Annotated in this window: 43 protein-coding genes and 1 CRISPR repeat array (1 of these 44 running past the window's edge); of the genes, 27 read left to right on the top strand and 16 right to left on the bottom strand. The window is 41.7% G+C overall.

Translation table 11 applies throughout. The annotated features are described in order from the left end of the window. Nucleotides 1-15: 15 nt before the first annotated feature. Complete coding sequence (locus DTOX_RS17895; protein ID WP_015759081.1) at nt 16-417, bottom strand: helix-turn-helix domain-containing protein; 402 nt, start codon at nt 415-417, stop codon at nt 16-18. 180 nt (nt 418-597) lie between these two features. On the opposite strand from DTOX_RS17895, the gene DTOX_RS17890 reads away from it, so the two are divergent. After that, entirely contained in the window at nt 598-870 is a 273-nt protein-coding gene (locus tag DTOX_RS17890) for a helix-turn-helix domain-containing protein (RefSeq protein ID WP_015759080.1), read from the top strand. A 5-nt stretch (nt 871-875) separates the two neighbouring features. After that, nucleotides 876-1,034, top strand: a complete 159-nt coding sequence (locus DTOX_RS23670) for a hypothetical protein (RefSeq protein ID WP_015759079.1) — start codon at nt 876-878, stop codon at nt 1,032-1,034. 34 nt (nt 1,035-1,068) lie between these two features. Here DTOX_RS23670 and DTOX_RS17885 read toward each other — a convergent pair whose 3' ends face one another. Further along, the gene (locus DTOX_RS17885) at nt 1,069-1,347 is read right to left on the bottom strand and encodes a hypothetical protein (protein ID WP_015759078.1); all 279 of its coding nucleotides are present in this window, start codon (nt 1,345-1,347) and stop codon (nt 1,069-1,071) included. Nucleotides 1,348-2,175: 828 nt separating this feature from the next. Between DTOX_RS17885 and DTOX_RS17880 the strand changes: the two genes are divergently transcribed. Continuing rightward, complete coding sequence (locus DTOX_RS17880; protein WP_015756467.1) at nt 2,176-3,402, top strand: IS110 family RNA-guided transposase; 1,227 nt, start codon at nt 2,176-2,178, stop codon at nt 3,400-3,402. Nucleotides 3,403-3,737: 335 nt separating this feature from the next. Here DTOX_RS17880 and DTOX_RS17875 read toward each other — a convergent pair whose 3' ends face one another. Then, complete coding sequence (locus DTOX_RS17875) at nt 3,738-4,049, bottom strand: helix-turn-helix domain-containing protein (RefSeq protein ID WP_042316192.1); 312 nt, start codon at nt 4,047-4,049, stop codon at nt 3,738-3,740. Between the two features lie 159 nt (nt 4,050-4,208). Between DTOX_RS17875 and DTOX_RS17870 the strand changes: the two genes are divergently transcribed. The 7 genes from DTOX_RS17870 to DTOX_RS23255 all read left to right on the top strand — a co-directional run bounded on the left by DTOX_RS17870 (nt 4,209) and on the right by DTOX_RS23255 (nt 6,071). Further along, entirely contained in the window at nt 4,209-4,409 is a 201-nt protein-coding gene (locus DTOX_RS17870) for a helix-turn-helix domain-containing protein (RefSeq protein WP_015759076.1), read from the top strand. 26 nt (nt 4,410-4,435) lie between these two features. Then, nucleotides 4,436-4,696, top strand: coding sequence for a hypothetical protein (locus DTOX_RS17865; RefSeq protein ID WP_015759075.1), 261 nt, complete (start codon nt 4,436-4,438; stop codon nt 4,694-4,696). A 15-nt stretch (nt 4,697-4,711) separates the two neighbouring features. Continuing rightward, nucleotides 4,712-5,005: a helix-turn-helix domain-containing protein gene (locus DTOX_RS17860; RefSeq protein ID WP_015759074.1), complete on the top strand. Its 294-nt coding sequence runs from the start codon at nt 4,712-4,714 to the stop codon at nt 5,003-5,005. Between the two features lie 16 nt (nt 5,006-5,021). Then, on the top strand, nt 5,022-5,303 hold the full coding sequence (locus tag DTOX_RS17855; protein WP_015759073.1) for a hypothetical protein: 282 nt from the start codon (nt 5,022-5,024) through the stop codon (nt 5,301-5,303). A gap of 145 nt (nt 5,304-5,448) precedes the next feature. Beyond that, entirely contained in the window at nt 5,449-5,688 is a 240-nt protein-coding gene (locus DTOX_RS17850; RefSeq protein WP_015759072.1) for a hypothetical protein, read from the top strand. Between the two features lie 12 nt (nt 5,689-5,700). Continuing rightward, nucleotides 5,701-5,904 carry a hypothetical protein gene (locus tag DTOX_RS17845; RefSeq protein ID WP_015759071.1) on the top strand — a complete coding sequence of 68 codons (204 nt, stop codon included), beginning with the start codon at nt 5,701-5,703 and terminating at the stop codon, nt 5,902-5,904. An 11-nt stretch (nt 5,905-5,915) separates the two neighbouring features. Beyond that, a complete protein-coding gene (locus DTOX_RS23255) occupies nt 5,916-6,071 on the top strand; it encodes a hypothetical protein (protein WP_015759070.1) in 156 nt (51 codons plus the stop codon). Nucleotides 6,072-6,189: 118 nt separating this feature from the next. On the opposite strand, the gene DTOX_RS17840 is transcribed toward DTOX_RS23255, so the two are convergent. The 3 genes from DTOX_RS17840 to DTOX_RS17830 form a co-directional block, all read right to left on the bottom strand. Beyond that, complete coding sequence (locus DTOX_RS17840; protein WP_015759069.1) at nt 6,190-6,558, bottom strand: ImmA/IrrE family metallo-endopeptidase; 369 nt, start codon at nt 6,556-6,558, stop codon at nt 6,190-6,192. A gap of 2 nt (nt 6,559-6,560) precedes the next feature. Then, nucleotides 6,561-7,154 (bottom strand): ImmA/IrrE family metallo-endopeptidase, encoded by a 594-nt coding sequence (locus tag DTOX_RS17835; protein ID WP_015759068.1) that lies wholly within the window; start codon nt 7,152-7,154, stop codon nt 6,561-6,563. 103 nt (nt 7,155-7,257) lie between these two features. Next, nucleotides 7,258-7,500 carry a hypothetical protein gene (locus DTOX_RS17830; RefSeq protein ID WP_015759067.1) on the bottom strand — a complete coding sequence of 81 codons (243 nt, stop codon included), beginning with the start codon at nt 7,498-7,500 and terminating at the stop codon, nt 7,258-7,260. A 168-nt stretch (nt 7,501-7,668) separates the two neighbouring features. On the opposite strand from DTOX_RS17830, the gene DTOX_RS23250 reads away from it, so the two are divergent. Both DTOX_RS23250 and DTOX_RS17825 read left to right on the top strand, forming a co-directional pair. Continuing rightward, nucleotides 7,669-7,827, top strand: coding sequence for a ribbon-helix-helix domain-containing protein (locus tag DTOX_RS23250; RefSeq protein WP_015759066.1), 159 nt, complete (start codon nt 7,669-7,671; stop codon nt 7,825-7,827). 30 nt (nt 7,828-7,857) lie between these two features. Further along, nucleotides 7,858-8,100, top strand: a complete 243-nt coding sequence (locus DTOX_RS17825) for a hypothetical protein (RefSeq protein WP_015759065.1) — start codon at nt 7,858-7,860, stop codon at nt 8,098-8,100. A gap of 288 nt (nt 8,101-8,388) precedes the next feature. Here DTOX_RS17825 and DTOX_RS17820 read toward each other — a convergent pair whose 3' ends face one another. From DTOX_RS17820 to DTOX_RS17800, 5 genes are all read right to left on the bottom strand, one after another. Continuing rightward, nucleotides 8,389-8,883, bottom strand: coding sequence for a hypothetical protein (locus DTOX_RS17820; protein ID WP_015759064.1), 495 nt, complete (start codon nt 8,881-8,883; stop codon nt 8,389-8,391). Next, nucleotides 8,880-9,455: a hypothetical protein gene (locus DTOX_RS17815; protein WP_015759063.1), complete on the bottom strand. Its 576-nt coding sequence runs from the start codon at nt 9,453-9,455 to the stop codon at nt 8,880-8,882. The genes DTOX_RS17820 and DTOX_RS17815 overlap by 4 nt, the downstream gene beginning before the upstream one ends. Before the next feature lie 123 nt (nt 9,456-9,578). Then, on the bottom strand, nt 9,579-10,592 hold the full coding sequence (locus DTOX_RS17810; RefSeq protein WP_015759062.1) for a phage major capsid protein: 1,014 nt from the start codon (nt 10,590-10,592) through the stop codon (nt 9,579-9,581). A gap of 52 nt (nt 10,593-10,644) precedes the next feature. After that, nucleotides 10,645-10,911, bottom strand: a complete 267-nt coding sequence (locus tag DTOX_RS17805) for a helix-turn-helix transcriptional regulator (RefSeq protein WP_015759061.1) — start codon at nt 10,909-10,911, stop codon at nt 10,645-10,647. Beyond that, nucleotides 10,912-11,112, bottom strand: coding sequence for a helix-turn-helix domain-containing protein (locus DTOX_RS17800; RefSeq protein ID WP_015759060.1), 201 nt, complete (start codon nt 11,110-11,112; stop codon nt 10,912-10,914). Between the two features lie 141 nt (nt 11,113-11,253). On the opposite strand from DTOX_RS17800, the gene DTOX_RS17795 reads away from it, so the two are divergent. The 5 genes from DTOX_RS17795 (at nt 11,254) to DTOX_RS17770 (ending at nt 14,678) form a co-directional block, all read left to right on the top strand. Further along, entirely contained in the window at nt 11,254-12,210 is a 957-nt protein-coding gene (locus tag DTOX_RS17795) for a hypothetical protein (protein WP_015759059.1), read from the top strand. Next, the gene (locus tag DTOX_RS17790; protein ID WP_015759058.1) at nt 12,210-13,379 is read left to right on the top strand and encodes a tyrosine-type recombinase/integrase; all 1,170 of its coding nucleotides are present in this window, start codon (nt 12,210-12,212) and stop codon (nt 13,377-13,379) included. Before DTOX_RS17795 ends, DTOX_RS17790 begins: the two co-directional genes overlap by 1 nt. Before the next feature lie 631 nt (nt 13,380-14,010). After that, a complete protein-coding gene (locus DTOX_RS25450) occupies nt 14,011-14,235 on the top strand; it encodes a hypothetical protein (RefSeq protein WP_042316187.1) in 225 nt (74 codons plus the stop codon). A 31-nt stretch (nt 14,236-14,266) separates the two neighbouring features. Beyond that, nucleotides 14,267-14,485, top strand: coding sequence for a hypothetical protein (locus DTOX_RS17775; protein WP_157863011.1), 219 nt, complete (start codon nt 14,267-14,269; stop codon nt 14,483-14,485). After that, nucleotides 14,472-14,678 (top strand): hypothetical protein, encoded by a 207-nt coding sequence (locus DTOX_RS17770; protein ID WP_042316185.1) that lies wholly within the window; start codon nt 14,472-14,474, stop codon nt 14,676-14,678. The genes DTOX_RS17775 and DTOX_RS17770 overlap by 14 nt, the downstream gene beginning before the upstream one ends. A gap of 164 nt (nt 14,679-14,842) precedes the next feature. Here DTOX_RS17770 and DTOX_RS17765 read toward each other — a convergent pair whose 3' ends face one another. From DTOX_RS17765 to DTOX_RS17755, 3 genes are read right to left on the bottom strand one after another with little or no spacing between them, the layout of a single operon-like run. Then, complete coding sequence (locus tag DTOX_RS17765) at nt 14,843-15,061, bottom strand: type II toxin-antitoxin system HicB family antitoxin (protein ID WP_015759056.1); 219 nt, start codon at nt 15,059-15,061, stop codon at nt 14,843-14,845. Next, nucleotides 15,061-15,264, bottom strand: coding sequence for a type II toxin-antitoxin system HicA family toxin (locus tag DTOX_RS17760; protein WP_422698384.1), 204 nt, complete (start codon nt 15,262-15,264; stop codon nt 15,061-15,063). Before DTOX_RS17760 ends, DTOX_RS17765 begins: the two co-directional genes overlap by 1 nt. Further along, entirely contained in the window at nt 15,245-15,484 is a 240-nt protein-coding gene (locus DTOX_RS17755; RefSeq protein ID WP_015759054.1) for a helix-turn-helix domain-containing protein, read from the bottom strand. Before DTOX_RS17755 ends, DTOX_RS17760 begins: the two co-directional genes overlap by 20 nt. Nucleotides 15,485-15,660: 176 nt before the next feature. Here DTOX_RS17755 and DTOX_RS17750 point away from each other — a divergent pair, with 176 nt between their 5' ends. The 3 genes from DTOX_RS17750 to DTOX_RS17740 all read left to right on the top strand — a co-directional run bounded on the left by DTOX_RS17750 (nt 15,661) and on the right by DTOX_RS17740 (nt 16,376). Further along, nucleotides 15,661-15,873 (top strand): hypothetical protein, encoded by a 213-nt coding sequence (locus DTOX_RS17750; protein ID WP_015759053.1) that lies wholly within the window; start codon nt 15,661-15,663, stop codon nt 15,871-15,873. A gap of 66 nt (nt 15,874-15,939) precedes the next feature. Continuing rightward, nucleotides 15,940-16,122, top strand: a complete 183-nt coding sequence (locus tag DTOX_RS17745; RefSeq protein ID WP_015759052.1) for a hypothetical protein — start codon at nt 15,940-15,942, stop codon at nt 16,120-16,122. Then, nucleotides 16,119-16,376 (top strand): hypothetical protein, encoded by a 258-nt coding sequence (locus DTOX_RS17740; protein ID WP_015759051.1) that lies wholly within the window; start codon nt 16,119-16,121, stop codon nt 16,374-16,376. Before DTOX_RS17745 ends, DTOX_RS17740 begins: the two co-directional genes overlap by 4 nt. A 230-nt stretch (nt 16,377-16,606) precedes the next feature. Here the strand turns inward: DTOX_RS17740 and DTOX_RS17735 are convergent, their stop codons facing one another. Next, on the bottom strand, nt 16,607-17,098 hold the full coding sequence (locus DTOX_RS17735; RefSeq protein WP_015759050.1) for a GNAT family N-acetyltransferase: 492 nt from the start codon (nt 17,096-17,098) through the stop codon (nt 16,607-16,609). Between the two features lie 346 nt (nt 17,099-17,444). Further along, nucleotides 17,445-17,627 (bottom strand): IS4/Tn5 family transposase DNA-binding protein, encoded by a 183-nt coding sequence (locus DTOX_RS24545; RefSeq protein WP_015759049.1) that lies wholly within the window; start codon nt 17,625-17,627, stop codon nt 17,445-17,447. 695 nt (nt 17,628-18,322) lie between these two features. On the opposite strand from DTOX_RS24545, the gene DTOX_RS17730 reads away from it, so the two are divergent. The 7 genes from DTOX_RS17730 to cas2 are packed head-to-tail and all read left to right on the top strand — an operon-like array spanning nt 18,323 to nt 26,229. After that, a complete protein-coding gene (locus tag DTOX_RS17730; RefSeq protein WP_015759048.1) occupies nt 18,323-20,728 on the top strand; it encodes a CRISPR-associated helicase/endonuclease Cas3 in 2,406 nt (801 codons plus the stop codon). 20 nt (nt 20,729-20,748) lie between these two features. After that, nucleotides 20,749-21,444 (top strand): type I-C CRISPR-associated protein Cas5c, encoded by a 696-nt coding sequence (gene cas5c, locus DTOX_RS17725; protein WP_042317435.1) that lies wholly within the window; start codon nt 20,749-20,751, stop codon nt 21,442-21,444. A 13-nt stretch (nt 21,445-21,457) separates the two neighbouring features. Then, nucleotides 21,458-23,386 (top strand): type I-C CRISPR-associated protein Cas8c/Csd1, encoded by a 1,929-nt coding sequence (gene cas8c, locus DTOX_RS17720; RefSeq protein ID WP_015759046.1) that lies wholly within the window; start codon nt 21,458-21,460, stop codon nt 23,384-23,386. After that, nucleotides 23,367-24,227, top strand: a complete 861-nt coding sequence (gene cas7c / locus DTOX_RS17715; RefSeq protein WP_015759045.1) for a type I-C CRISPR-associated protein Cas7/Csd2 — start codon at nt 23,367-23,369, stop codon at nt 24,225-24,227. The genes cas8c and cas7c overlap by 20 nt, the downstream gene beginning before the upstream one ends. 2 nt (nt 24,228-24,229) lie before the next feature. Beyond that, complete coding sequence (gene cas4, locus DTOX_RS17710) at nt 24,230-24,901, top strand: CRISPR-associated protein Cas4 (RefSeq protein ID WP_042316179.1); 672 nt, start codon at nt 24,230-24,232, stop codon at nt 24,899-24,901. Further along, entirely contained in the window at nt 24,898-25,929 is a 1,032-nt protein-coding gene (gene cas1c / locus DTOX_RS17705) for a type I-C CRISPR-associated endonuclease Cas1c (protein WP_015759043.1), read from the top strand. The genes cas4 and cas1c overlap by 4 nt, the downstream gene beginning before the upstream one ends. Before the next feature lie 9 nt (nt 25,930-25,938). Continuing rightward, complete coding sequence (gene cas2 / locus DTOX_RS17700; protein ID WP_042317434.1) at nt 25,939-26,229, top strand: CRISPR-associated endonuclease Cas2; 291 nt, start codon at nt 25,939-25,941, stop codon at nt 26,227-26,229. 168 nt (nt 26,230-26,397) lie between these two features. Continuing rightward, nucleotides 26,398-26,552: a CRISPR direct-repeat array (repeat unit 32 nt; unit sequence GTCGCTCCCTACACGGGGGCGTGGATTGAAAT) (it continues 1,660 nt past the right edge of the window).

Here is a 26,552-nt window from a genome sequence, read left to right as displayed (position 1 = left end):
TCCTCCTTTCTTTTATTATAAATCTTCCATAGCTTCCTCATCTTCAATAACCTTGATTACTTTAATTATCTTCTTTATTGATTTAGGTGATAACGGTTTAACTTGCTTAAAAAGAAGTTGCAAATCATCTCTCTTTTTTAATTCATGCCAAAATTCCAATAGATCGGCATCATCATTGATGGCAGATTCTATTTGCTGTTCTGGTGTTTCACTGATGTCAGTTTCACACAAAAGATAGGCAGGAGAGATACCAAGTGCATCTGCTAATCTCACAACATCATCATGAGGTATTACTGGAGTATATCCACGCTCCCAATTAGAAATAACTTGCGGTGAAACATTAACAAGTTCAGCTAATTGTTTTTGTGTAAAATCCTTTAATATTCTTTGTGTTCTAATTCTATTACCTATATTCATAAATTTATCCCTCACAAAATGTTACTAAATATAATAGTAACAGCGACTAACGTAATTTGATATACTTATAACGAAATTTGAGAGAAGTATAATGTTTAGTGTTGACTATAACGATATTCGTTAGTATAATATTACTAACAGAATTCGTTAATTAGTAATACAACTGGAGGTGTTTTAATAGTGGTACATGAAAACGTAGAAAAAATTAGAGAAGCTAAAGGGGTTACAAGAACTTATCTTGCTAATAGGTTAAAGTTATCCTTACAAGGTTATCGTCATATTATGTTAGGTAATACACGTTTAGACGTTGAGAGACTAAAAGTAATAGCAAGTGCGCTAAGTGTTGAACCGGCTGTTTTTTTTGATGATGAACTAACGAAATCCGTTATAGATGCCATTAATAAATCTGTGTCGATGCCAATACTTAACCTAACCGGCACAGAAGGGAGGTGAGGGAGGTGACTAAACCTAAAAAGAGAAAACAACGCCGGAAGCAACAGAAAAAGCAAAAGCATGAATGTGTCTGCTGTAAAGAACTTACCGGCACATTAGCTCTTGAGGATGGAACGTTTATATGCGAAGACTGTGCGCAGGCAATGAGTGATCTGGCACCTTAGATTCTATCCCAAAAGAAGGGAAAATTATTAAATATCACTTAACCTTGCGCTTGTTAGATTTAGTTTTGTCCAGTATTGAAATCTGAATATCGTGAGTTTCTACCTTAGATTCAATACGATCTAATGCTGCAAGGATACGCTCATTGACATTTGCCTGAACTTCGCGGAACTCATAAAGACTTCTAATTTTATCGGTAACTTCTGTTTCAATGTGTAGTTCAAGTTTGTGTTGATTTGATTTAATTTCTTTTACTTCGTTTGTTAGTGCTTTAAGGTGATTTATTACGAGTTCTTGAAACTGTTCATTGGTCATAGTTATCCTCCTCGTATAATAGAGTCAGAACAACCGAATACGACATGTTCTAAAATAGTAGAATGTTGTGGTCCGGATGTTCAGGGAACCGGTTCCCATATCAAGGGTACCTGGGTTTGATGAAGTCAATAACAATACCACAACAATGCAGTAAAGGTACCTATTAATCACGTGAATTACTGCATGTGGGTTACTTATTGGAAGTAGTTGCGCCAAGGTACCCAATCAATGATAGGATGGTGATGTCTATACGAACCGAAAATTTTATTGACAGAAAAATATCCACAGGCAAATCATTTTCAAAGAGACAGCCCACACTGAAAAATTAGTAAGATGAATTCATCAGTCCTCCTCGCATGTGGTGATATCCACAATGCTTTTTAAGTCTGTTTCTCTTTCCCCGTCAGGGTTTGATTCTGACACTTAGAATGTTTGCTTAGCAATTCTGATTTACGTGAGGCTGTTTAAACCCGGGGGAGTGGTGTTGTCAACTTTCTTTAAAGAGTGCTATAATTTACAATGGTTTAGATAGTACTTTTTAGGTGCCTGTCTGTCAATGTTTGATGAAATAAGCAATTTAAATAATCATTTAGTTAGAATGATCCCGGTAAGATGGTAAATTCTCAATACCCCGAGCAGCATAGACTGCTTAATAAAGTATGTTTCTTTTCCTTCTACGTTTTAGTTCTAACACCTAGCCTGTTCAGCATGATAGTTGACCTGGATGGCAGCAGATCCAGGTAGTCTCCCGCTCCATGTCAGTTCTGATTACGAGGATGTTCTCGCGTAGAAAACGGAAAAGTTAATCCACTTACCAGAGGTGTTTTTATGACAATATCCTTGCATGTTGGCATTGATATTGGTAAGAATAAGAATGTGGCTTGCTTTATGAAATTAGACGGAACGATTTTGTTGAAAAAGTTAGTTTTCGATAACTCCATTTCAGGTGCCGAGAGTTTGGCATCTAAAACTAAAGAGTTATCGATTAAAGATAGCTTTGATCATGTTGTTTTTGGAATGGAAGCTACTTCTTTATACCACTTTCACTTGATGAATTATTTACTAATCACCGAAGAATTAAAGCCATACAGGCCTACAGTTTACCAACTCAATGCCAGAAGTATCAAGAACTTCAAGAAGTCTTATCCTCCAAAGGGCAAGAACGATGCATATGACGCTTATATCATAGCTGAAAAACTAAGACACGGCAGATTACCTAAACCTTACGAGGTTGATGAGATGTATCTTCCGCTACAGCGACTGACCCGTTACAGGTTTCACCTGGTGGGTTCACTTGTGCGAGAAAAAAGTTATTTTTTAACTATGTTGTTTATGAAATTTAGTAATTATGGTGATGTATTCAGTGATATCTTTGGAGCCACCAGCATGTCTATTATTACCGATTTTTTTGGCCCGGAAGAAATTATTAATACACCACTTGAAGACTTGGTTCAATTGCTTGTGGATAAAGGAAATAAGCAATTTTCTAACCCTGAAACATTGGCTACTGAGCTAAAACGAATTTGCCGTGAATCCTACCGGATGAGTCCGAAGCTCACGGATTCGGTTAATCTGATTCTTGAAACCAGTATGAATAATATCCGCTTTTTTGAGCAAACCATCCGCAAATTGGACAGTGTGATTGCCAGGGATATGGCCAAGCTCTCGAATCCATTGATGTCAATCAAGGGAATTGGGCCAGTGTTTTCCGCCGGCATTATCTCTGAAATTGGGGATATTAACAAGTTCGAAGATCAGTCCCAGTTAGCTAAATTTTCAGGTATCACCTGGAATAGCAATCAATCCGGCGAATTTGACGGTGAAGATAAACCCCTGAATAGGGCTGGAAACCGGTATCTCAGGTATTATCTGATAGAAGCTGCGGACAGTTTGAGGAGACATAATGACGAGTACCGAGCTTACTATCAAAAAAAATTTCAAGAATCAAAAAAACATGCCCATAAACGAGCTCAGGTTCTTACAGCTAGGAAGTTTGTAAGGCTGGTTTTTTCCTTACTTTCAAAGAACCAGCTTTACAGGTCGGACAGGGGATAGCTGTTTAAATAACTGCGGTAACGGTGCTGATTAATATTCCTGCGGTTGTCTGCTGCCAACTGGCTAGGAATATTAATTATCATAGTTATCCACAGGTAAAAGAGTGGTGATGCACTGAAATATTATTTGTGCACCAATATATGTTTTTCCCTGAGCTTTATTGGTGCAAACAATAACCATATTTTAAGATTATGCCTTAATATCAGGGAATAATTTTATAGCCGCAACAGGAATTTTTGGGTGTTTCTGTGGTGGTTAATTTTTTATACCCAAAAACAAGGAAAAATATGTTTTTAAATTCCCTCTTGACATATTACCCTAGCACTTTTGGCAACTTAATCAACCCATGTATCAAGAACTGCCTCCAGCACTTTAAGCTTATCCAGTGATAGGCCCTTAACCTTATCTATTACCCGGTGAGCTTCTGGGGGGAGCGGCTCCTGTTCTGGTTCTTGAGTTGTAAAAAAGTCTTGAAGAGTTATTTCTAGGGCTTTGCAGATACGCTTTATTAACTCAACATCAGCAGAACGCTCATTGTTTTCTAAACGACTAATAACCGGTTGAGATATATCCGACAAATCAGCCAGCTGTCTGGTTGTAAGTTTTCTAGTTTTTCTTAGTTCCTTAATACGTTTTCCTATATCCATAATAACACCATATTCCAAAAAAGAATAATTAATATTTATTCTACAGGCTTACTAATAGTAAGCCAATATATAAGAATATTTTATTCTAAAATAGAATCAAATCAATTGACATCGATATGTTAATATTCTATAATAGAATCAATTAAGGGGGTGTGCGGGTTGATTGGCAACAAAATCAGAATCATTAGGGAAAGTAAACATATGACACAGGATGAACTAGGAAACTTGACTGGCTATAAGCAGTCTCAAATTAGCAAAATAGAAAGTGGCTCAAGAGAAGTAAAATCACGTGAGCTAGGTAAATTCGCCGCCGCCTTAGGTGTTAAAATAACCGAACTTTTAGAAGAGCAGGCCAGTTAATTCCAGAAGAAGGGAGGCAATAAACCATGATGCATGAAGAATTTTGCAAGTTAGTGAGCCATGTAGATACCAGTGTAGAATTGCCTGATTTAGTGACCTACAGCAACACGATAGAGCCGGTCTATCTGGACTACCCAACCCAGGGTAACTTAAAGAAGGATTTTTATGTTGATATGTACATTAATTTCGGGACCAGAATCTTTGAGGATATGCTGGCAAGAGCTCGGAGGGTTGAGAGTCTTACCTCACAGATAAGAAGTATGCAATCTGAGCTGAAAAGTTTATAAGGCAGGTGGAATTTCATGAAATGCAAATGCGGTACAGAGCTTGCCGAAAGCATAAAATTCTGTCCTGAGTGCGGTAAGAAGGTGGAAAAGCCTAAACCGATACCTCAGTCGGCAGAAACAGTAATAATGCAACTTCAGCCACTACTGACATTTAATGAAGCTACGAAGCTACTTAGGATTTGCCGTAATACATTGTATTCCCTAATAGAAAAGGGAGAAATACCGTTTGTCGTAATAGGCAACCGCAAGAAATTTTTAACTAAGGAGCTTTTAGAGTGGGTTGCCAGTAAGCAGACTACTGCAAGTTAGGAGGGGGTGAAAAACTATGAAACACGTCAATTTAACTCTAGAGGTTTTACCGGCTGCCAAGGCCGCATTCCAATTATTTAGGCCAGACTTTAGCTATTTCGTCAAACAAGGATTGTGGGAAAAGATTATGGACGAACTAAAAAACAACTACGGAAAAATAGATATTGAGAAAGCCGTGAAGGCTCTTAATGAGCTGGACAAGGAGATTGCGGAATCAATTGGCTTGCCGGAAACTGCAGTAACGTACTGGGTGGAAAAAGGACTCTTAAAATGCGTTATTAAAGATTGTGTGAAGTAAAACCGGCCGGGGAAGGAGCGGGCCGGGAAGCCCGCTAAGAGGTACTTGTGGTCAGCAAGCAAAGGTTAGTTTTATATAACAAATTTTACTATAACTCACTTAATTAGCGGTGAGATAAATTTACGTAGAAAGGAGGTGAATAACGGTGGAAATAGCGTTACGAAATTGCATACAGGAAGCACGTGAGGCTTACAACATTCCCAGGCGAGTTGCAGAGGTTGTGCTTAACTGTGGTACCAGGGTACTAGAAAACTACGAGCAGCACAAATCAAGAACCCCGCTGGAAGTGACCAGAAAGGCTGCAGAAGAATTTAAGGCACTCAGGCTAGGTTTCGTCATTGAAGACATGGAAGTGTTAGTGAAAAAGGACAAAGCTGCTGCGTAGGAGGTTGGCAGTGTGAGTGATTGGGAGATATGCGAATACTGCGGGGCTGAAATGGATTTAGTGGAGTACCTAACCAGCGAACCTACCTATGATTATAACGATATTGGATACCGGGAAGTTGTTGAATGTATGCCGGTTTGTATTAATAAGCAGTGTCCGAGCAAAGTGAGAGTGGATACTGATAGTATGCCGGATGAAGATGATACACCGTTTTGAGGAGGAATAACATGGATACGGTCGAGCAACTAGAGAAATTTCTTAGTGAGAATATAGACGAAGCTATAAAAACTCCTTTTGTCGTTGATTCTATGGAGAAGGCCATATGGGCCATGTCGTCCAAATCAGAACACATAATTGTAGCAAGCAGTTTATTTATTTCCTGATAAATATTTTCTGCTGTAGCAGTTTCTGTATCTAACATGAAACATCCCTCCAAAGTTAATAAATAACCGGGTTATTCAATCTATCCTGATTCCAGTAAATTGGAAATAATAAAGGTTTTTAAGCTGCTGCAGGGTTATTATTCATCGGCAAACCTTTCTTAATAAAGAAAATTAATCTCCGGGCAAAAGAATCTGCTTCATCCTCTACGGTTTTCCAATGCCCTTCATCTTCCTGATAACTGCAGGTCCATCGTGCGCAAGTTAAAAACTCTCTATGCAGTGCATAATGGCCTAACTCATGGGCAAGGGTAAATATCCTTTCTTCCAAGTTATCTTCCTGGTTGATTAGGATTAATTTAACACCGCTATCATCGTAATATAGACCTCTAAAATCATCCTTCAAATTATCCGGAAACAATACTTCCTTAGCACGTATACCACGTTTCTTTGCCAGTTTTTTGAGGGCAGTATATATTAAGCTATCCATAATCAGCCAACCCTCCCTACTGCAGCCTCTAAGTAAGTCCGTATAATCTCCAGTTCTTCCGGTGTTGCATCCTCCAGGTGCTGCATCAAGTGAAGTATACGCTTGTGTATTTCGTTCATTTTTTCCCGCCTCTTATTAGCCTGGGCATTCCAACCTTCCGAAGTGTTGATACTTTTCTCCGATGGCTTAATTGGTGGAAATAGTATATGTCCGAGAAACCTTCTTAACCGCTCACCAAATTTATCTGCCTGTTCTTCAATCTCTGTACGGTATTTTTGATTACTTTCGTAAGCAGTTATATCCAATATGTTTTTATGTAGCTTATAGTGGGCTAGTTCATGTGCTAATACCGTAGGTTTATACCAGTTAGGTAGCAATTTATTAATAAAAATATAGTCAAGACCTTTTCCGTTATTATAGTACAGTCCAAGAACCCGGTCTTTTTTCGAACCAAAATGCTTAACCAATACCTTTACTCCACGCTTTTTAGCCATGCTTTCAAGAGCCTGCCACATGGCATCCTTCCTGTAATCGCCATAACTCCAGAAATCATCTTCAGGCGGGGCTGCAACCCCTAAAACTTTCGGCCAGGTCATTATTTACACCTCCAGGGTATATGTTTACTTTCCCCGCGAGGCTGGTTATAATATTAATAACCGCCCTTTGGGGTAGTGTGTATCAGGAAAGGAAGCCGCCAAGCTAAAGCCTTTCCTGATTTTGTTTGTAATCCAACACAATTAATGCCAGGTATTCCTTCCGTATTTCCAGGTTATTTTCAATGCCTAAACTAAGTGCAACTGCAAACCAGGCAGATATAGAACCCATTACACATCCATGGTACCAGTCAATGTTACGTTTTGCTAAGGCCCAGTCAGTGGCGTGCATCATAATATTGCCGTGAAGGCTTTGCATTAGTCTTTCTGTTTGATTATCGGTAATCATTGTGGTACCTCCTAAGTAGCGTTATTTATTGCTCGTTGTGTATCATTGTTGTCCGTTGTTATTCGTTGACCTAAGTATAAAGCATTTAAAATTCATTGTCAACATATTTCAACGAAAATCCTTGAAAGAAAAAAGATTTTATGGTACCATGTTTTTGGAGGTGATTGTGTGGCTAATTTACCACCCGATAAACGTAGTTTTACTTTGACTATGAATAAAGAAACTTATGAGAAAATAGCTGCTATAGCTGAAAAAGAACGTCGATCTGTGACGTTTATGATAAATGAGCTAATCGAAGAAGCTTTAAAAAGGAGAGAGAAAAAATAACCCGGTACCCCGACAAGGAGGAATAACCTAATGCCAAACAGTGAATTAGCTAATATGCTTCGCTCTATTATCCAGGAGGAATTACAACCGGTGCGTCAAGAGTTCCAGGAGTTCCGACAAGAAGTTAAAACTCGCCTTGATACATTAGATAAGGGCCAGAAAAAACTCCAAAGAGATGTTACCCTAATCAGAAAAGAATTAAAGGAATCATGGAAGGATATTGGTAACTTTGATGATAGAATTACTAATTTAGAAAAAATGGTTATACGATAAAAAATAACCCGGCATAACCGGGATTTTTTATTATGAAGCTAGCTTACTCTCCTATGTTAGTAATTAAACTGAATCGCTGGTATACAGGTTTTCCGATTTCAAATCGGGAAAGTAGTTCCGCAAATCTGCGGAGTGAGTTTATGGATGTGTCATCCAAGTATAAAGGTCGGTTGTGACAACCAACCTTTTATCTGACACACAGTTATTATTGACTCTCCATAGTCGGCGAGCAAGAACACATTATTTAACTTCCGCTGGGAGAGGAAATAAAACAGGGTTTTTATAAAATTAAACGATTACTCCCCACCCCTCTATCAGCTTAAGATAGTCAATTTTCCAGGCAATACGACATTGACCATACCCGTCACCTGGCTCTGGCTCCAATAGTTCACGTATAACAGGAATGTGTCTGCCTATCATTTGTGTTTCTTTTAGTATGTTTATAGGGCATTTTACATCTGGAATTACTAATATCCTACTGCGTAGAATGGTATCCTCCCTGGGTGTATCGCATATGCCAGGGTTATCAATATAACCACTGCCGATTTTTTCTTTATATATTGAAATTAATTCTTCTAACTGCTCTTTGCATATTTCCGGTACATTCCCGTTAATCTCAGACAGGGTAATACATCCTCTTGATAGAAAAGTTCCTTTTAAAAAACTTTGACCGCTATTGCTTAACAGATTCCAAAAGGTTTCAGTGTTATTGTCCTGAATTGATTTTAGAAAGAGCTTAACAATTGTAACCTCTGGCAATTCCTCTTTTATTCTCTTTTTCATATACGAGTCTCCCTGCGGAGCTTGCTTATAACTATGTCAACCACTCCGGCAAGCTGATTTTTGTCGTTTACTCCTTTTACGGTTATTGTGCCGGTATGTTCTACTACCTGCTTTGAGGATCTACCCATCATATCCACAAAGTTATCATTCGACACTACCCCAACGCCGGCATTAAAATATGCTAATTCTGGGCCTTCCTCGCCCACAATAGCATACCCAGACTTGGTTATGCTTCCCCCAGTGGCCAGCTTAGGTATTTCAGGTATATTTACACCCCACGTCTGACCTCCGCCAAGTGATTCAGGAACCCAACCGGGTACATCAATACTTAATTTATTTAGACCATCTATAAGCCAATTCATACCATCGATCATGATATTTACAGCACCTTTAAATGCATCTGTTATGCCCTGCCATAAATCTGCGAAAAATTTCTTTATGGGTTCCCAGTGTTTAATAACTTCGTAAGCAGCAAAACCAACAAGAGCAAGCCTTTCCTGGGATTCACGTAAAGCTGCGATCATATCGCTTGTGTCAAGCATAAGCTCGACATTTAGACTACCAACTGCCATTTTAATACCAACTCCTGTTTTTATTATTAAAAAGTCCCCGGATAACCAAAGCTAAGTTATTCGGGGTTTAAGAGGAGGAAAACTATCTTAAACGGGGACCGTCATTCCCCCGGTTTAAGTGAATTAAACGCGGGTTTCTAATACTACAAACGGACTTATGGTATTAGTCCCACGGTATGGGCTTAGAGGTGCATTCCAGAAACTTTGACCTGAAACACGGTATGTGAATCTAAAGCACTGCTCATCGTAAATGAAGCGCACATGAATACTAACAGCGGAGGTAACCCCACCTTTATCAGCAATAACGTACTGCCCAAAATCCGCCAGTATAATATCCCCTTTTGTACCTAATGTTTCGCAATACTCAACAGGGATAACCGGCCGACCAAATAAGGTGCCATAAGGCATTTCACTTAAACCATTTGCCGGCATATAAAGAAGTTGTCCAGCAGTACCAATAGGGATCTTAAGTTGATATAATTCCGGGATTATATCTTGGTTAATTAACCAAACTGCATTAGGTTGAGAACGAGCCCATAACCTTGCCCACATATTTATAATGTTCTCTGCTGTAAGACTCCTGGCCGCCTGAGCATTTTCCTTTGGAACAGTGACAACTGCATTTGAATTTAAGATCCCCAGAGGCATTCCTACACCAGTACCCCGGATTACAGCATCGTCAACAAGGAATCCAAATTCTTCAGCAAAACCATCCATTAATACTGATTCAAGAGTGGCTTGATCTGCTAAAAGCTCATCCGTTGCATAACACAAACCAATAAGCTTTTGTAAGTTAAGCTCCATCTGCCTGAATTTAGGCTTAGATGCTGCCACAGTTTCAGCTTCAGCGGCCCAGTAAGCCCTAATACCACCCAAGCGGGAACCAGTGGCCCGACTGTTTTCATCAATTGCATTTATTTTCATGCCGTTAGCGTTTGTGCTAATTGGAAGTTTACGGCACCGGCTTGCAATGATACCGGTTTCATATGTCCTTTTTAATAGCTCAGAAGTGAAATCTTGCTGAATGAGAAAGCCACCGTCACTGGGAACTGATTCACTCATACCAGATGCAGCACCACGGATAAGCCTTTCGTCTAATCTGCCATCAGGCATATATTCTAAGATTGGTTTTAACATATCATGTCACCTTATTCCCATGCTTGCCCGGCCCGCTACCGGGCTTTTGTATTTATTTTAGCTGCCTAATTTTACACTTCTCCGGTTCCTCTACCCGTGTACTAGCTACTTCCTGTTCCGTTAAGAATCGAAGAATGCTTGACCGCCTAAATAGTACCCGCCTTTTTCCGATCCGTATATGAGGGATGGCTTTTTTTCGCACCAAATCATATACGCTCCAGGTGCTTAATCCCAATATTACAGCCACTTCTGCTGCTTCGATTGTTTCGCGAAGGGACTTCTTAGCATCTTCTTTAAGCTGCTCTGATTTTCGTTCCACTTATCGTATCTCCTCAAACAGTTGATCCGCTTTTGGACCATATACTCCAAGCGCTTTGGCAATACGTTTCTTCCAACCGGGGTACGGTCTTTTCCATCCATTTTCAATTGCAGAAATATCAGTTGAAGCAATCCCAGTCATTCCCGATAACTTGACCTGAGTCAAACCTCTCTGTTGACGTTCTTGACGTAATCGCAACATTTTACATTTCACTCCTTATTGACTTTTGACTAACTTAATTATAGACTATATGTAAGCACATGTATATTTTTCAGATGCTTACATTATGCGTATGCTTATTAAAAATAAAAATATGCTTACATTATGGTTGGAGGTGTATTAATGGCTGGACCATCAATATATTACTGGTCATGGATGAAAAGACCAGACGTAAAAACTGAAAACGGCTTAATAATTAAAGGTGATGAAATAGAACCATATCACCCAGGAGAACACCAGAAAGAACTTCTTAATGCTGTTCAGGGAATATATGATGATAAAACCGCTATAGAATTCGTTAAACAATGGGGTATGTTGGGTTTTGCGCAAAGTGCCCCGGAAGTTGAAGAACGTTCTAACCAAATCATTGGGGCAGTCGAATTCACTTATGCTACTCGCAAAAAAGATAACCAGGACATTGACTTCAAGAGCGTTCACCAGGAAGTGCTTCAATTTTTCAATCCAAATGGTGGATTTAATCTTACACCCATTGGTGAACCTATTTCTGATATAGTCCGTTTCGCCCAATGGGTTAGGTGTTTATCCGAAGTAAAAAGATTGTTAAATTTATACCAGGAAGATTTCACGGCAGCAGCTTATGAAGCAAAAGAATGGATAAATAATCTCTCCCCTGAATGGTATAAAGTTCTTGTAAAGGTAAATATAAAAATCCTGCAAGAACAGTACGGTCCTAGTCACACCGAACCAGGTTTTTATAAATATATCTTAGATATAATTTTGCATGGATCCCAGCGCTCGTTTTCCCATCGCTCCGAAAGAGGTGTTTGGATACAGTTAAGAACAAGTCCGATTAATAACGGTACACCCACGGGACAACCAATCATCCAGTTTGACGGTCTTTTTCGATTTATCGAATATCTCCTTCTTGTTGAAGGGGGACCATCTCCAAAACGATGCGCAGATCCTAAATGTAGGCAACTATTTTTCCCGACAAAAGCAGACCAAGAATACTGCCCGCCACCACTAGGCGTAAAACGATCAAGGTGTGAAAACCGTCACGGTCAATGGATGCGGCGGAATGGAATACAAAAACCTAAAATAAAAAAGGAGGCTAAATAATGGCCGGCTGGGTTGAATCTCGTGGTAAAAACAAATGGCGATTAAATGTCCCTGATGGGACTGGCCCGGATGGAAAACGTATCACTCACAGAAAAGTAGTTGAAGCTACCAGTGAGCGCGAAGCTAAAAAACTGCTGGACGTTTTCTCTGCTGAAGTCCAAAAGGGCCAGTATATCGCACCATCAAAATTAACTTTCAAAGAGTTCAGTCAAAAATGGCTTGAAAGCAAAAAGGACTTAGCACCAAAAACCTTATATCGGTATAAGGAGATATTAAACTCCCGAATATTACCGGCAATGGGGCACCTTAAGATTGAAGACATTAAGCCATTTCATATAATGCAGTTTTATGGCAATTTACAAGAACCCGGTATAAGGGAGGATGGCAAAGAAGGTACATTATCGCCAGCTACTGTCCTTTATCACCACCGACTGCTGACCAATATATTCAATGCAGCCGTTAAATGGCAAATAATCCTTACCAATCCCGCCCTACGTGTGGAGGCACCCAAGGCCAAAAAGCATAAGGCTACTTCCTATGAGGAAGAAGACACTGCAGCTTTACTCAGTGCATTGGAGGAACAGCCGCTAAAGTTCCAGGCAATTGTTTATATTGCCCTTGGTTGTGGTCTTCGTCGCGGTGAGATCATGGGCCTGGAATGGAAGGACATTGATCTCACAAAAGGTACACTGGAGGTAAGACAGTCCAGCCAGTACCTACCCGGTCATGGTACGTTTGCAAAGTCACCTAAGAATGAAAGCTCAGAACGCATTATTGCCGTTCCTACAGAAACAATGTCGCTATTAAAACAGCACAGAGTACAGCAAAATGAGCAGCGTTTACAAGTAGGCGGCCTGTGGCAAGCCTCAGATAGACTATTTACTACCTGGGACGGAAAACCGATGCACCCGGACAGTATAACAAAATGGTTTAGTGGTTTTCTAAAAAACAACAACCTGTCTCCATTGCCTTTTCATGGTTTGCGCCATACTGCAGCCAGCTACATGATTAAGGCCGGTATCCCGCTTAAAAATATAGCCAGCCGCCTGGGTCATAGTTCACCCAACACAACCCTAAATATTTATGCCCACAGTTTTAAGTCTGTTGATGCAGAAGCAGCCAATAAAATGAATGATATTTTAACCACACGAAAAAAAGGACAGGCTTAAAACCTGTCCTTTTACGCTCCCATTTATAGTTTTAGCGTAATTAATTTCTCGGTAAAATCCCTGCTCCCAGTGGGAGCAATTTGGGAGCAAACATTTTAAAACTGCTCCCAAAACCACCCTTTCAAGCAACTTACCAAAAACAAAAACCTAGCAAATTCAAGCCTTCGCAACCTTCTTCAAACCATGCAAACTGCTTACTTCTCTCTCGTAATGCGTAGGTCGAGGGTTCAATTCCCTCCATCAGCTCCAAAGAAACCCCGAAATAGCAAGGCTTCCGGGGTTTCTCTTTTTGTATAGAATAGCGAAAGAGCAGCGTAATGGGTTTTATTTGGGTTTTATTTTTAATAAACAATACCCAAATAGACAAAATAAAACCCAATAAAAACCTAAAACCCAATAAAAACCTAAAACAAATAGCCCCACATTTGCCGCCAAACAATAAAAAGGACAGGTTTTTAGGCCTGCCCTTTTTTGCGTTCTGGTTCTGTTTTGGCTGAATTGAGAAACTGGTCTATCTTTTCGGCCGTTTCTTTATCTTTTGATTTTAACATGTGGCCGTAAATATCATATGTGGTACCTATATTTGCATCAAGGTTTTGGCTGATTAACAGTGTAATGGTTACCTGATGATATGGACCGTGATCCTTGGGTATTAAATGTGCAAAATGGAAGCATTAATTTAAGAACTGCAGAACTGAGGAAACATGCCCAAGAGGACCTCATAACTAAAATACTATCAGTTGAGTTTGACCCTAATTCCAGGGCACCTACTTGGGAATCTTTTTTAAATCGGATTATGGCCGGTAACCAGAATTTAATTAGCAGGAGCCGGAAGGACCTTACTATCAATTTTTAAGAAAGGCAGTCCCATTGAACAATCAGGTTTTTTGAAAGAAAGGTATGGCAGTATAGGTGGCCGTATGTACCGGCAGTTTAACGCGTCGTGGCTGGATAATTTAACCGGTAATAGGTTGGGTAAGTTAGGTAATGTTTTGTCTCCTACAAAGGCCAGGGATTTTGCAGTATGGGCTATGGAAACATCTGACCGGATAGGTTCAAGTTTTATTTGGAATTCAGCCTACAGCAAAGCACTTGCAAAATTATGAAAAGCTAATCCGCAATGGCCGAAATAAAGAAGATGCGTTTAATAAGCTTGTTTTGGGCGGCAAAATATCTATATTAGAACGGGAAATATCCAAGATCATGAATGATAAGAGCATTCCGCGTGATGAAAAGACAAAAATGATACAAAAGCTTAAGCTTAAAAGGCAAGCTTTACTGGCAGAAAGGAGAGGCTAATCCCTCTCCTTTATAAAATTACCCGTTAAGTGCTGCTTGATGAGATAATGAAGCTTTGCGCACAAAAAACGCACTTGCGCAGGTGTGTGCTAGTGCGCGATTGTCTACACGAACATGCAGAAGGAATAACTTCGCATTTTAAAAATATATCACGTGGAATAATTTTATGTAGCTATCGGAACCGCTATGTAATCGGCACGGGCAGCCGGTTGAGGTAAAGGAATACCATCCTGAGTTAATCCATCTAAATGCATGGTCAATGCTTCGGTGATAGCTTTCGTCGCTTCTTCTGGAGTTTTACCTGTAGCCACACAGCCCGGAACGTCCGGAAGGTAAGCAGAATAATTGCCATTAGCCTTTTCAATTATAACCAGGTACTGCATTAATACCGCCTCTCTTTCATTCCAGCTTGTTTAAATATACTGTTAAGGGTACCAGGTGCTAAATCATCACTTGGGTGTCCCGCTATGGTTACACGTCCGGGCCTGACAGAGTGTTTATATTGTCGGTGACTACCCCGCTGGGCAACTAAATACCATCCCTCTTTTTCCAGCAACTTGATTACCTCACGAACTTTCAGACCCACTGCTACCGTCATCCCCTTCCGCCATACACTCAAATAGATCCCCAGGCTGGCAGTTTAAAGCCAAACAAATTTTCTCCAGCACATCAAAGGTTATTCCTTTTGCTCTTTCATGATATAAGGCTAGTGCTGTATTTTTAGCAATGCCAGCATCCTTGGCTAACTCTGACATTTTTATCCTGCGTTCTCCAAGTATCCGGCTAAGATTCGATTTTATAGGCATAATAACCCCTCCCAATATTATTCTAACACTATTAAGAAAAAGGTTCAATAGTCTGCGACAGAATACAAGTAAATTGATATAAAAGTATTGACTTATATATCAGGGTATAGTATCATTATATCAGATATTAGATATAAAAGCTCAGAACACTGAACCGTATAGGAGGGACTTACACAATGAAAACAACAGTAATGACCATAGCAAACCGCTTACACTACACCCAGGGCCTGAGCCAAAGCCAAGCATTAAAAGCAGCCTGGCAAATGGTTAAACAGGGCAAATTCTACACAAAGGTAAGAGGCGTAACCTTTGGCAACCGGCAAAAGGCACTGGCACTCAAATCCTTCACTGGAGGGTTGTACAGGGGCAAAAACAGTAGACAGGTATAATAAGAACCTGAATGCATATTTATCTTTTAGCCTTTCTAGGACCATCATGGTCTTGGGAAGTTTTTTATGTTTTACAGATTATGCCGGGCAGTGGTGGGTGAACTGGCCAACCAGTTCCCGCCGGTGCTGGTGGTCACCACTTCAACCAAAAGGGCGGCACACATACAGCAGCGGGTAAAAAATGAAAACACGGCAGGACTGGAATTTAAGGTTATGCTGTTGAACGAAATTAAGGAGGGATTACTTTGACGATTACGGTATTTTATGTTAGACCGCAAAGAAAATGTAACTCCAAGGTCATTATGACCCCGGAGAAGGGCTGTAAGCTGCAGTTATTTTGTGCCAGTGCTTTTATGGCTATAAGTACATTTCCGGCCCATGCAAGTACCGGTGCCATTGGAAAGGCTGCTTTATCTACCTTTGGAACTGGCGGGCCTGGCATTGTTATAGTGCAAATGATGCTCATTGCTTGTGTCGGCTGGCTGTCTGGTTACATAGCCTAGGCGGTAGGGAAAGGACAGATAGTAGATATGAGTAAAATAACTACTGTGTTTTCATATATAAGCTTTGTGGCAGGTACGGTGTTTAAGGCAATAACCACAGTGGCAGAATTTTCAGGTTAACCCGAAAGGGTTTATTTTTTTTGCGTCAACCGGGTTAGTTTTGGCATACAAAAACTGGTTGGTTTGGTTGACAGCGGAATCTAAAGGGGCATTCTGTTTAATACTGTGAATTATACAACTCGAAGTCCAAGGATAACTAAATCCTTTTCTCTGCCATCAAGAACAGCTATTTTGGGTAAATAACCCCATTTTTCAAAATTAAATTTCAGGAATAATTGTAAGCTTGGTTCATTGTGTCCAAAGATGAACCCTAAGATTGTTGTAATTCCTAATTTGGGTGACTCATGTATTGCCTTTGCCAGTAATTTCTTACCTATACCCTTTCCTTGGTACTCTTCAGCAATATAAATGCTAACCTCAGCGGTAGAATTATAGGCTGGTCTGTTATAAAAAAAAGAGAAACTTAACCAACCCAAGGCATTACCTCCTTCCTCTACAACCCAGATAGGACGATTATCTGGGTTATGTTCATGAAACCAAGCTAACCTACTTTCAATTGTTACCGGGGTAGTGTCAGCCGTAACCATTCTAGAAGGGACGGTGGAATTATAAATATCTACGATAATGGGTAGATCGTTTTCAGTAGCAAGTCTTATATTCAAAGCTGTCTCCCCCAACATTTTGATTATATAATACTATATTTTTCATAACAGTTATTACTTATTCCAAGGAAAATGTGCTGACACTAGCAGGTTTGGGTTCTAGTGAACGTACCCATAAGCGATGGGCCAAGATTCCTAATGGAACTCCTTCAGCGGATGCAGCAAGACAAGAATGTAGAAAGAAGCCGGAAAGACCCGCTTGACCGATAGGTCCCAACCCTTTTGTTTCTCGATGTAAGGTATAGTTGAAAATGGTGGTATCTTGGATGGCCAAAACCACCGGTTGATTCTTGATTTTTTCTATAGTGGCCTTTCTGTGTGCATCATATATGGCTTCAACAGTTACTTAACGATAGGCAGCCTTGACATCGCTCCACTGACCAAGTGCTTCAGGCAAAGATTTTTCTGGATGCTCAGTAAGGCTTGCAACCAGTGAAACCAGTCGATGAGTGAGATTGGTATCACCAAAGTTACCCAAACGTCCGGCACACCCCTCTATCGTATAACGAATACTCCAGACCGACACCACAACCGAGCAAGCACCTCACCGAAACGCCGTTATTTGCAAAACACATAAAGCCCACGAAATCAATTTGCGTATTTGGTATAATCATCGACCCTCCGACCCCCTAAAAGCCCCCCTGGGTATGAATATAATAATTCTGCGCTGCGGTATCACCATTCTATCAAAACACACGTTGAGACAGTCGTGTTGATAGAGCGTAAATAGGTTGATATCAAAGGCTTTTAACGTTTTGGGGTTATTTTTATGGTATTTTTTATGTTCCCTTAGACTTTTGTTTTAAGGGAACTTTTTGTTAGTTAGGGGGGTGCACTTTTACGCAGAAAAATACATTTGCGCGGAAATAACAAGGTTTTTGCGGAATTGTATGTATGTACGATTTATGACACCTACTCCATTTATTGATAACCGATTGCAGTAAAAAAAGTCGTGAACATTAATTCCAAATTCCTACACTAACAATGTCATTTATAGTTGAAGCATAGCAGGGGTATAAGAGTAGCCATAGTTCTTTGCATAACAGCTTAATGAGTTCAACGTGGATAAAGCAGCAAAAGGGGTTGTAAGCATTTTATGTTAAAATTTTTTAAAAATATATAAATCGTTGAATAAATTTAAGTTATAATATAAATCAATTAAAGATTACAAGATTTTTCTTTTATCCTAGTCCAGCGAGTCTTATTGCAAAGGAGTAAAAGCCAATGCGTTGTGCCCACATCAACCCGTCAATCGCCAAAGAACAAAGTGTCAAAGAACACCTGTACAGCGTGGCTGAATTAGCCAAGGAATTCAGTTCAAAAATTTCCCTGGCAGCGACTGGTGAACTGATGGGGATGCTTCACGATATGGGGAAAGGGACCCGGAAATTTGACGCTTACATACGCTATTGCGCTCAAAATCCCCAGGACAAGTCTCTTAAGGGACAGGTCAACCATTCCACAGCGGGAGCCAAGTTGATCTACGACAGCTTCTATAACACAGCGGATAGACTGCAAAAATTTACGGCTCAACTTATTTCCCTTGCGGTCTGCTCTCATCACGGGGGCCTGATTGATTGCTTGGACCTTAGAGGCAGGGATAAATACACGGAGAGAATGAAACCAGATGAAGACATTCTTTATGACGAGGCCCTGAATTACTTTAGGTCAGAATGTTTGGAAACAAACCAACTTAAGGACCTTTTTGCGAAAGCGGCAGAAGAGATTAAAGCTGTGATTACTCACATTAATCAATTAAACAGCTCAGCAGGCCAATGCTGGTTTGCTTACGGAGTTCTCGAAAAGTATTTGTTCAGTTGTCTTATTGATGCGGACCGCTACGATACCTATCTCTTCATGGAAAACAAAGCCAGAAAGGAGAAGGTCAATAAATACGCTTTATGGGCTGAGCTTGCCGGTATTCTGGAAGCGAAACTAAGCAGTTATCCTCAAGAGAGCAAAATCAATGGGCTTAGAGCGGAAATCTCTTTAGCCTGCAGAAATTTTGCGCGAAACGGTTCTGGCGTCTATCAACTGGCGGTACCCACCGGCAGCGGGAAGACCCTTTCCAGCCTGCGCTATGCCTTGAATCATGCCCAAGAGTGTGATAAGGACAGAATTTTCTATATCATTCCATATACTACCATTATTGACCAGAATGCCAGAGAAATTAAAAATATATTAGGCCATGAAGAAATGATTTTAGAGCATCATTCCAATCTGATTGTCGCTGATGATGAGGAAGAAGTGGTCAACTACAAGCTGCTGACGGAACGCTGGGACAGCCCGATTATTCTAACCACCATGGTACAGTTTCTTAATACCTTATTTAATGGCGGAACTCAAGACGTTCGCCGATTGCATCACCTCGCCAATTCTGTGATTATCTTTGACGAAATCCAGGCCATCCCTATTAAATGCATAAGTATGTTTAACAGTGCTCTTAGTTTTCTGGCCGGTGTCTGCCAAGCAACGATAATTCTATGCACCGCTACCCAGCCTCTTCTGGAAACGACTGAAATCCCTCTAAAGTTAAGTGAAAATCCGAACATCATTTCCGATGTCTATGAGAAGTTCAGACAGTTTAAACGGGTGGATGTGATTCCGAAGCTGGTAACCGGAGGGTATAGTGCTGCGGCTCTCAAGGATTTCATTCTGGACAGAATGGATCAATTCAACAGCTTATTGGTGGTTTTAAATACCAAGAATTCGGCCAGGGAAGTTTTCAACGAATTAAAAGCGGCAAATCAGGGGCTGCCCGAAGAGAAACAGTGTCAAGTGTTTCATTTGAGTACTAATATGTGCCCGGCCCACAGGCTGAAGGCTTTACAGGCCATGAAAGAACAGTTGGGGTGCGGGAAGGTGATCTGCGTCAGCACTCAGCTCATTGAAGCCGGTGTCAATATTTCCTTTGAGTGCTTGGTCCGGTCTTTAGCCGGTTTGGACAGTATTGCTCAGGCGGCGGGACGCTGCAACCGGCATGGGGAAAAGGAACGGGGTGACGTCTATATCGTCAATCTTGAGAGGGAAGATGTCAGCAAACTTGTAGATATTAAGAAAGGACAGGAGTGTACGGAGAGAGTCCTGCGGGATTTCGAGGACAACCCGGAGAGCTTTGATCGGGATTTGCTCTCTCCCCAGGCCATGGCCAGGTATTACAAGTATTATTTCTACGAGCGTAGAACGCAGATGAATTATAACCTGAAAGGGGACAATAGAGGCAAATCATTATACGAAGTTTTGGCCGGGAATAAGGAGGCAGCGGAGGCCTTTCATAGCCGCAATGGCCGTCCGGCGGACCTGATGCTGAAACAGGCCTTTAAGACGGCGGGCCAGGAATTTCAAGCTATCGACGAAAATACAACAGGTATTCTGGCCCCGTATGAAGAGGGCCGGGACCTCATAACCCTGATCAATGGTGAATGCAGTTTGGGCGAATTGAAACGATATCTGAAAAAAGCCCAGCATTACAGCGTGAATTTATATGAAACAGACCGCAGAAAACTGGAACAAATGAAAGGACTGGTTTGGTTAAAGGATAAAACCATTCTTGCTCTGCGTGAGGGATTTTATGATGAGCAAATGGGGGTGAATCTTGATAGGAAACCCCTGGATTTTTGCGGTGTCTAAGGAGGAGAAGCTTGATGGCAATGGAGCGGGAGAACCGGGTTGAATTCAAAGTTAACGGACGTTACGCTCTTTTCAGTGATCCTATCAACCGGGTGGGCGGAGAGAAAATTTCTTATCAAGTGCCCACCTACCAAGCCTTGAAAGGGATATTGGAAAGCGTCTACTGGAAGCCTACTTTAATCTGGATTATTGATGAAGTGCGGGTCATGAACCTGATAAAAACTCAATCCCAGGGCATACGCCCCGTTAATTACAGCGGTGGGAACACCTTATCCATTTATACCTACCTGACCAATGTGGAATATCAGGTGAGAGCTCATTTCGAGTGGAATCTTCACCGCCCCAACTTGGAGCAGGATAGAAACGAGAACAAGCATTATATTATCGCCAACCGAATGATTAAATGCGGGGGCAGGCGGGACATTTTCTTAGGCACCCGAGAGTGCCAAGGCTATGTGGAGCCTTGCCGTTTTGGGGAAGGGGAGGGGGCTTATGACCATTACGGTACCCTTTCCTTCGGGTTGATGTTTCATGGCTTTGATTACCCTGATGAAACAGGGAAGGGCAAACTGGTGGTCAGGCTTTGGAAAGCGGAGATGAAGGATGGTTATCTAAAATTTATCAGACCGGAAGAATGTACCGTGAAACGAGAGCTTTCAGCCATGCGGCCTAAGAAGTTTGATGAAACGAATTTCAGTGAGTTGGCGGAGTTGTGAGGAGGGAAGGGTATTGGGCTGGATACATAAGCTTTATGATACCTATGAAAATTGCCAAGCGGAAGTAGGTATGGCGGGACCCGACGGGCAAGTGATGCCTCTTCTTCCGATTGGTCATTCGACCCAGAATGCTCAGATTGAAGTTATTCTCAATGGGGAGGGCAATTTCCGCAGTGCTAAGGTATTGGACAAAGAAGAGACGGTTACAATTATTCCGGTCACGGAAGATTCTGCCACAAGAAGCAGCGGGATAGCACCTCACCCCCTTTGCGATAAGCTTCAGTATGTTGCCGGGGATTATATCGACTATGTGACGAAAAAAAATGGGCGGGAGTTTTTTACAAAATATATGGAACAGCTTGAGGACTGGTGCGGCTCGGTTTACAGCCACCCAAAGGTTCGGGCCGTTTTCAACTACTTAAAGAAGGAAAGCCTGATTGGGGATCTGATCAGTCAAAAAATCCTGGTTTGTGATGATAAGGGGTTACTGGCAAAGGGTGTGAAAATGGGAGCCGGTGAACAAAGTGATGCCTTTATCCGCTTCCGGGTGGAAACGGAGGGTGAGGAAGAATCAGCGGTTTGGCTTGATCCTCAGGTTTATGAGAGCTATATCAATTACTATCTGAGCAGGCAGAAGGAGATTGATCTCTGTTATGTCCGGGGACAAACCATTCCCTGCTCGGATAAACATCCTGCTAAAGTTCGGAACACAGGGGATAAGTCCAAGCTGATTTCGGCCAACGATACCGTGGGCTTTACCTTTCGGGGACGCTTTAATGATAAAAGTCAGGCGGTGCGGGTGGGATATGAAACCACTCAAAAAGGCCATAATGCCTTGCGCTGGTTGATTGACAGGCAGGGCTATAAAAACGGTGATCAAGCGATAGTAGCCTGGGGCACGAAAAACCAGTTCCTGCCGCCATTTCTGAATGATACTGAGGATTTCTTCCCGGAAGAACCCCCGTCGGTTGCCACGGAAAAGGAATTTGCTCAAAGGCTGAATAAAGCAATTGTCGGTTATGGCTGTGAATTGGATACTAAGGCTGAAATTGTGATTATGGGGTTGGATGCCGCTACTGTGGGACGTTTAGCCATAACTTATTACCGGGAACTGGACGGTTGGGATTTTTTAAACCGGATTAAAGCCTGGCACAGCAGCTGCATTTGGAAACACTCTTACAAAAAGGTTCCGGATGGGTTCAATGAAAAAGGAAAGCCAAATTTTAAGTATCTCACATTTATCGGTGCTCCTTCCCCCAGAGAAATAACTTGGGCGGCCTATGGAGATAAAGCCAGCGATAAATTAAAAAAAGCAACGGTAGAGAGATTGCTGCCCTGCATTATTGACGGTGCCCGCTTGCCTTACGACCTGGTCAGTTCAGCGGTCAATCTTGTTTCCAATCCCTTGGGTCTGGAAAACTGGGAGTGGGAGAAAGCCTTAACCATAACGTGTGCCTTGATTAGAAAATATCGGTATGATAAATCCGGTAAGAAGGAGGTATGGGAGATGTCACTTGATGAAAACCAGAAGGACAGGAGTTATCTGTTTGGCAGGCTGTTAGCCATTGCCCAGCAAATTGAAGAGTATGCCCTCTATACCACAGGAGAAAAAAGAGTGACCAATGCTGAACGCTTAATGCATCAATTTAAAATTCACCCTTATAAGACCTGGGGTATTATTATCGATAAGCTCAGACCCTATCTGGACAGGTTGGGCTCCAAAGCTGCTTTTTTAACGGAGTTGCTGACGCAAGTCAATGCCATGTTGCCCTTCGAGGAATTTACCAGCCGAGACAAGTTGCAGGACAGTTATATTTTAGGATATTACTGCCAAAGGGAAGTCTTTATGGAAGAGAGAAAGCAGCGCAGAGAGGAAAAGCAAAAGAAGAAGTTAGCAAACGTTACGGAAAGGGAGAATGAACATGAGCCGATTGATAAATAAAGTGGACTTTGCAGTGATTCTTTCAGTTAAAAACGCTAACCCTAACGGAGATCCTCTTAATGGCAACCGCCCCAGGGAAAACTATGAGGGCTATGGAGAAATTTCGGATGTTTGTATCAAACGAAAAATCCGTAACCGCTTGCAGGATTTGGGACAAGATATCTTCGTCCAGTCCGACGAAAGGAGGACGGATGGATTCAGAAGCCTAAAAGATCGGGCCGATGGTTGTGCCGAGCTTAAAAAAGCCGGTAAGGACAAAGAACGCTATGCAGCCATAGCCTGTGAAAAATGGATTGATGTACGGAGTTTCGGGCAGGTGTTTGCCTTTAAGAAAGGTGACGAGGACAGTTCTGTGTCCGTAGGTATAAGAGGTCCTGTTTCTATTCATTCGGCGGTCAGTGTGTTACCCATTGAAATATCCAGTATGCAAATTACCAAAAGTGTTAATGGAGAGACAGGGAAAGACCCGGATAAAAAAAGTCCGGATACCATGGGGATGAAGCACCGGGTGGAGTTCGGTGTCTATGTGTTCTGTGGCAGCATCAATACTCAGCTGGCGGCCAAAACAGGCTTCAGTGGGGAGGACAGTGAACTGATTAGAAAGGCATTAATCACTCTCTTCGAGAATGATTGTTCCTCCGCCCGGCCAGATGGTAGTATGGAGGTTTGTAAGTTGTATTGGTGGAAACATAACTCTCAGTCTGGTCAGTATTCTTCCGCCAAGGTGCACAGAAGCTTGAGGGTTGAGCCAAAAGCGGAAAACCCTAAAAATATTGCAGATTTTGAAATCTCCCTTGAGATCTTAGACGACTTGTCTCCGGAAATTTACGACGGGATATGATGATGGAATATAATGAAGAAGATTTCCTGCTGTTGTCCGGAATACAACACTTTTCCTTTTGCAAACGCCAGTGGGCCTTAATCCATATCGAACAGCAGTGGCAGGAAAATTTGCGTACCGTTGAGGGTGGAATCCTGCATGAGAAAACCCACGACAATACCATTAAGGAAAAGCGGGGAGATTTAATCATATCACGGAGCATGGCAATCTTTTCTCGGAAATTAGGGATTACCGGAGCTTGTGATGTGGTGGAATTTCACAAGTCTCGAGATGGGGTCACACTCTATGGCCGAGATGGGACCTACAAACCCGTTCCTGTGGAGTATAAACGGGGAAAGCCCAAGCAGGACAATATGGATGTGCTGCAGTTATGCGCTCAGGCCATGTGTCTGGAAGAAATGCTCTTGTGTACGATTCCCGAAGGGTTTCTGTTTTATGGGGAACCTAAACGCAGGCTTAAAGTGCTGCTTGACGAGGAGATCCGGGAACAGGTAAAGGCTATTTGCCAAGAAATGCATGAACTGTACGACAGAAGGTATACGCCCAAAGTAAAGCCGACGAAGGGCTGTAAAGCCTGTTCCCTCAGTGAACTTTGTCTGCCTAAGCTGTGTAAAAATCCATCGGCTTTGGCCTATATGAAGAAGACTATTTCGGAAATTGAGGTTGATGAATGAGAAAATTACTGAATACTCTCTATGTGACTTCGCCCAATACTTATTTATCCCTTGATGGAGAAAATATTGTGATTTTAAAGAACGATGCTGAGGTGTTGAGAGTTCCGCTGCATAATCTGGAGGGTATTATTGCGTTTGGTTATACCGGTGCCAGTCCGGCTTTGATGGGTTCTTGTGCCAAACGTAATATAGCTTTGAGTTTTATGAAGCCCAGCGGAAAATTCCTGGGCAGAGTGGTTGGCGAAGTTAAAGGCAATGTTACCTTGCGAAAGACTCAGTACAGGTTATCAGATGATGCAGCGAAGAGCCATAAAATTGCCCAATCCTTTATCTTAGGAAAAATATATAACACCCGCTGGGTGGTGGAGCGGGCTACCAGGGATCATAGGGCCAGGCTGGATGTGGATAAATTGAAAGGAGTCTGCCAAACCCTGGCCAAGGCTTTGAAGCTGGTTGAAAATAGTCAGAATTTAGAACAACTGCGGGGATTTGAAGGGGAATCAGCGGCCCAGTACTTTCGAGTATTGGATGATTTGATTCTTCAGCAAAAAGATGATTTTTATTTTCATGCCCGGAATAAACGTCCTCCTCTGGATAATGTCAATGCCCTGCTCTCCTTTATCTATACACTTTTGGCCCATGATGCTGCGGCGGCTTTGGAAACTGTTGGGTTGGACCCCTATGTGGGATTTCTGCACCGGGATAGACCAGGAAGAATATCCCTGGCTCTGGATCTAATGGAAGAGTTGCGGGCCGTGTATGCGGACAGGTTTGTTATTTCTTTAATTAATAAGAGGGAAATTAATGGCGGCGGCTTTACCCGGATGGAAAACGGAGCGGTCATTATGGATGAAGATACGAGAAAAGCTGTTCTTAAGGCTTGGCAAAGCAGGAAGCAGGAGGAGATAAGGCATCCGTTTCTGCAGGAAAAAATGGAATGGGGACTTGTACCCTATGCCCAGGCTATGCTGCTGGCTAGGTTTATCCGGGGGGATTTGGACGGATACCCGGCGTTTATGTGGAAGTAGGTGAGATGTATTTTAGTGCTTATCACGTATGACGTAAATACTCAAACGGCGGCAGGGAGAAAGCGGCTGCGTCAAGTTGCCAAGCAATGTGTGAATTACGGACAGCGTGTTCAGAATTCAGTCTTTGAATGCGTGCTGGATATGGCTAAGTTTCGTGAGGTTCAGCATAAGCTGGAGAAGATTATTGATACGGAGAAGGATAGTCTGAGGTTTTATTTTTTAGGAAACAATTACAAGAATAAGATTGAGCATGTAGGCGCGAAAGCTTCTTTTGATGTTGAGGATACCTTGATTATTTAGTGCGAATGTGAAGCGAACATAAAATCCCTGGTGGATTCGCACCGCGAAATGGTAGGAAATTTGTCGAAGCATGTATAAATACAGGGAGGGCAATAGTATATTTAATGAAAAATGGAAGAAGATGAATGAAATATATCTATTTAAAGATAGTTATAATTAGTATTTGCTGTCGCTCCCTACACGGGGGCGTGGATTGAAATCCGAAGCTCAATCCATTGCGAACGCCTTTGGAACGTCGCTCCCTACACGGGGGCGTGGATTGAAATAAAATTAACTGAGGAATTAAAGCCATTGCCGGAAGTCGCTCCCTACACGGGGGCGTG

The organism is Desulfofarcimen acetoxidans DSM 771 (genome assembly GCF_000024205.1).
Lineage (GTDB): Bacteria > Bacillota > Desulfotomaculia > Desulfotomaculales > Desulfofarciminaceae > Desulfofarcimen > Desulfofarcimen acetoxidans.
The sequence above is the reverse complement of the archived record's forward strand: the minus strand, read 5'-3'. Positions and strand labels throughout refer to the sequence as shown.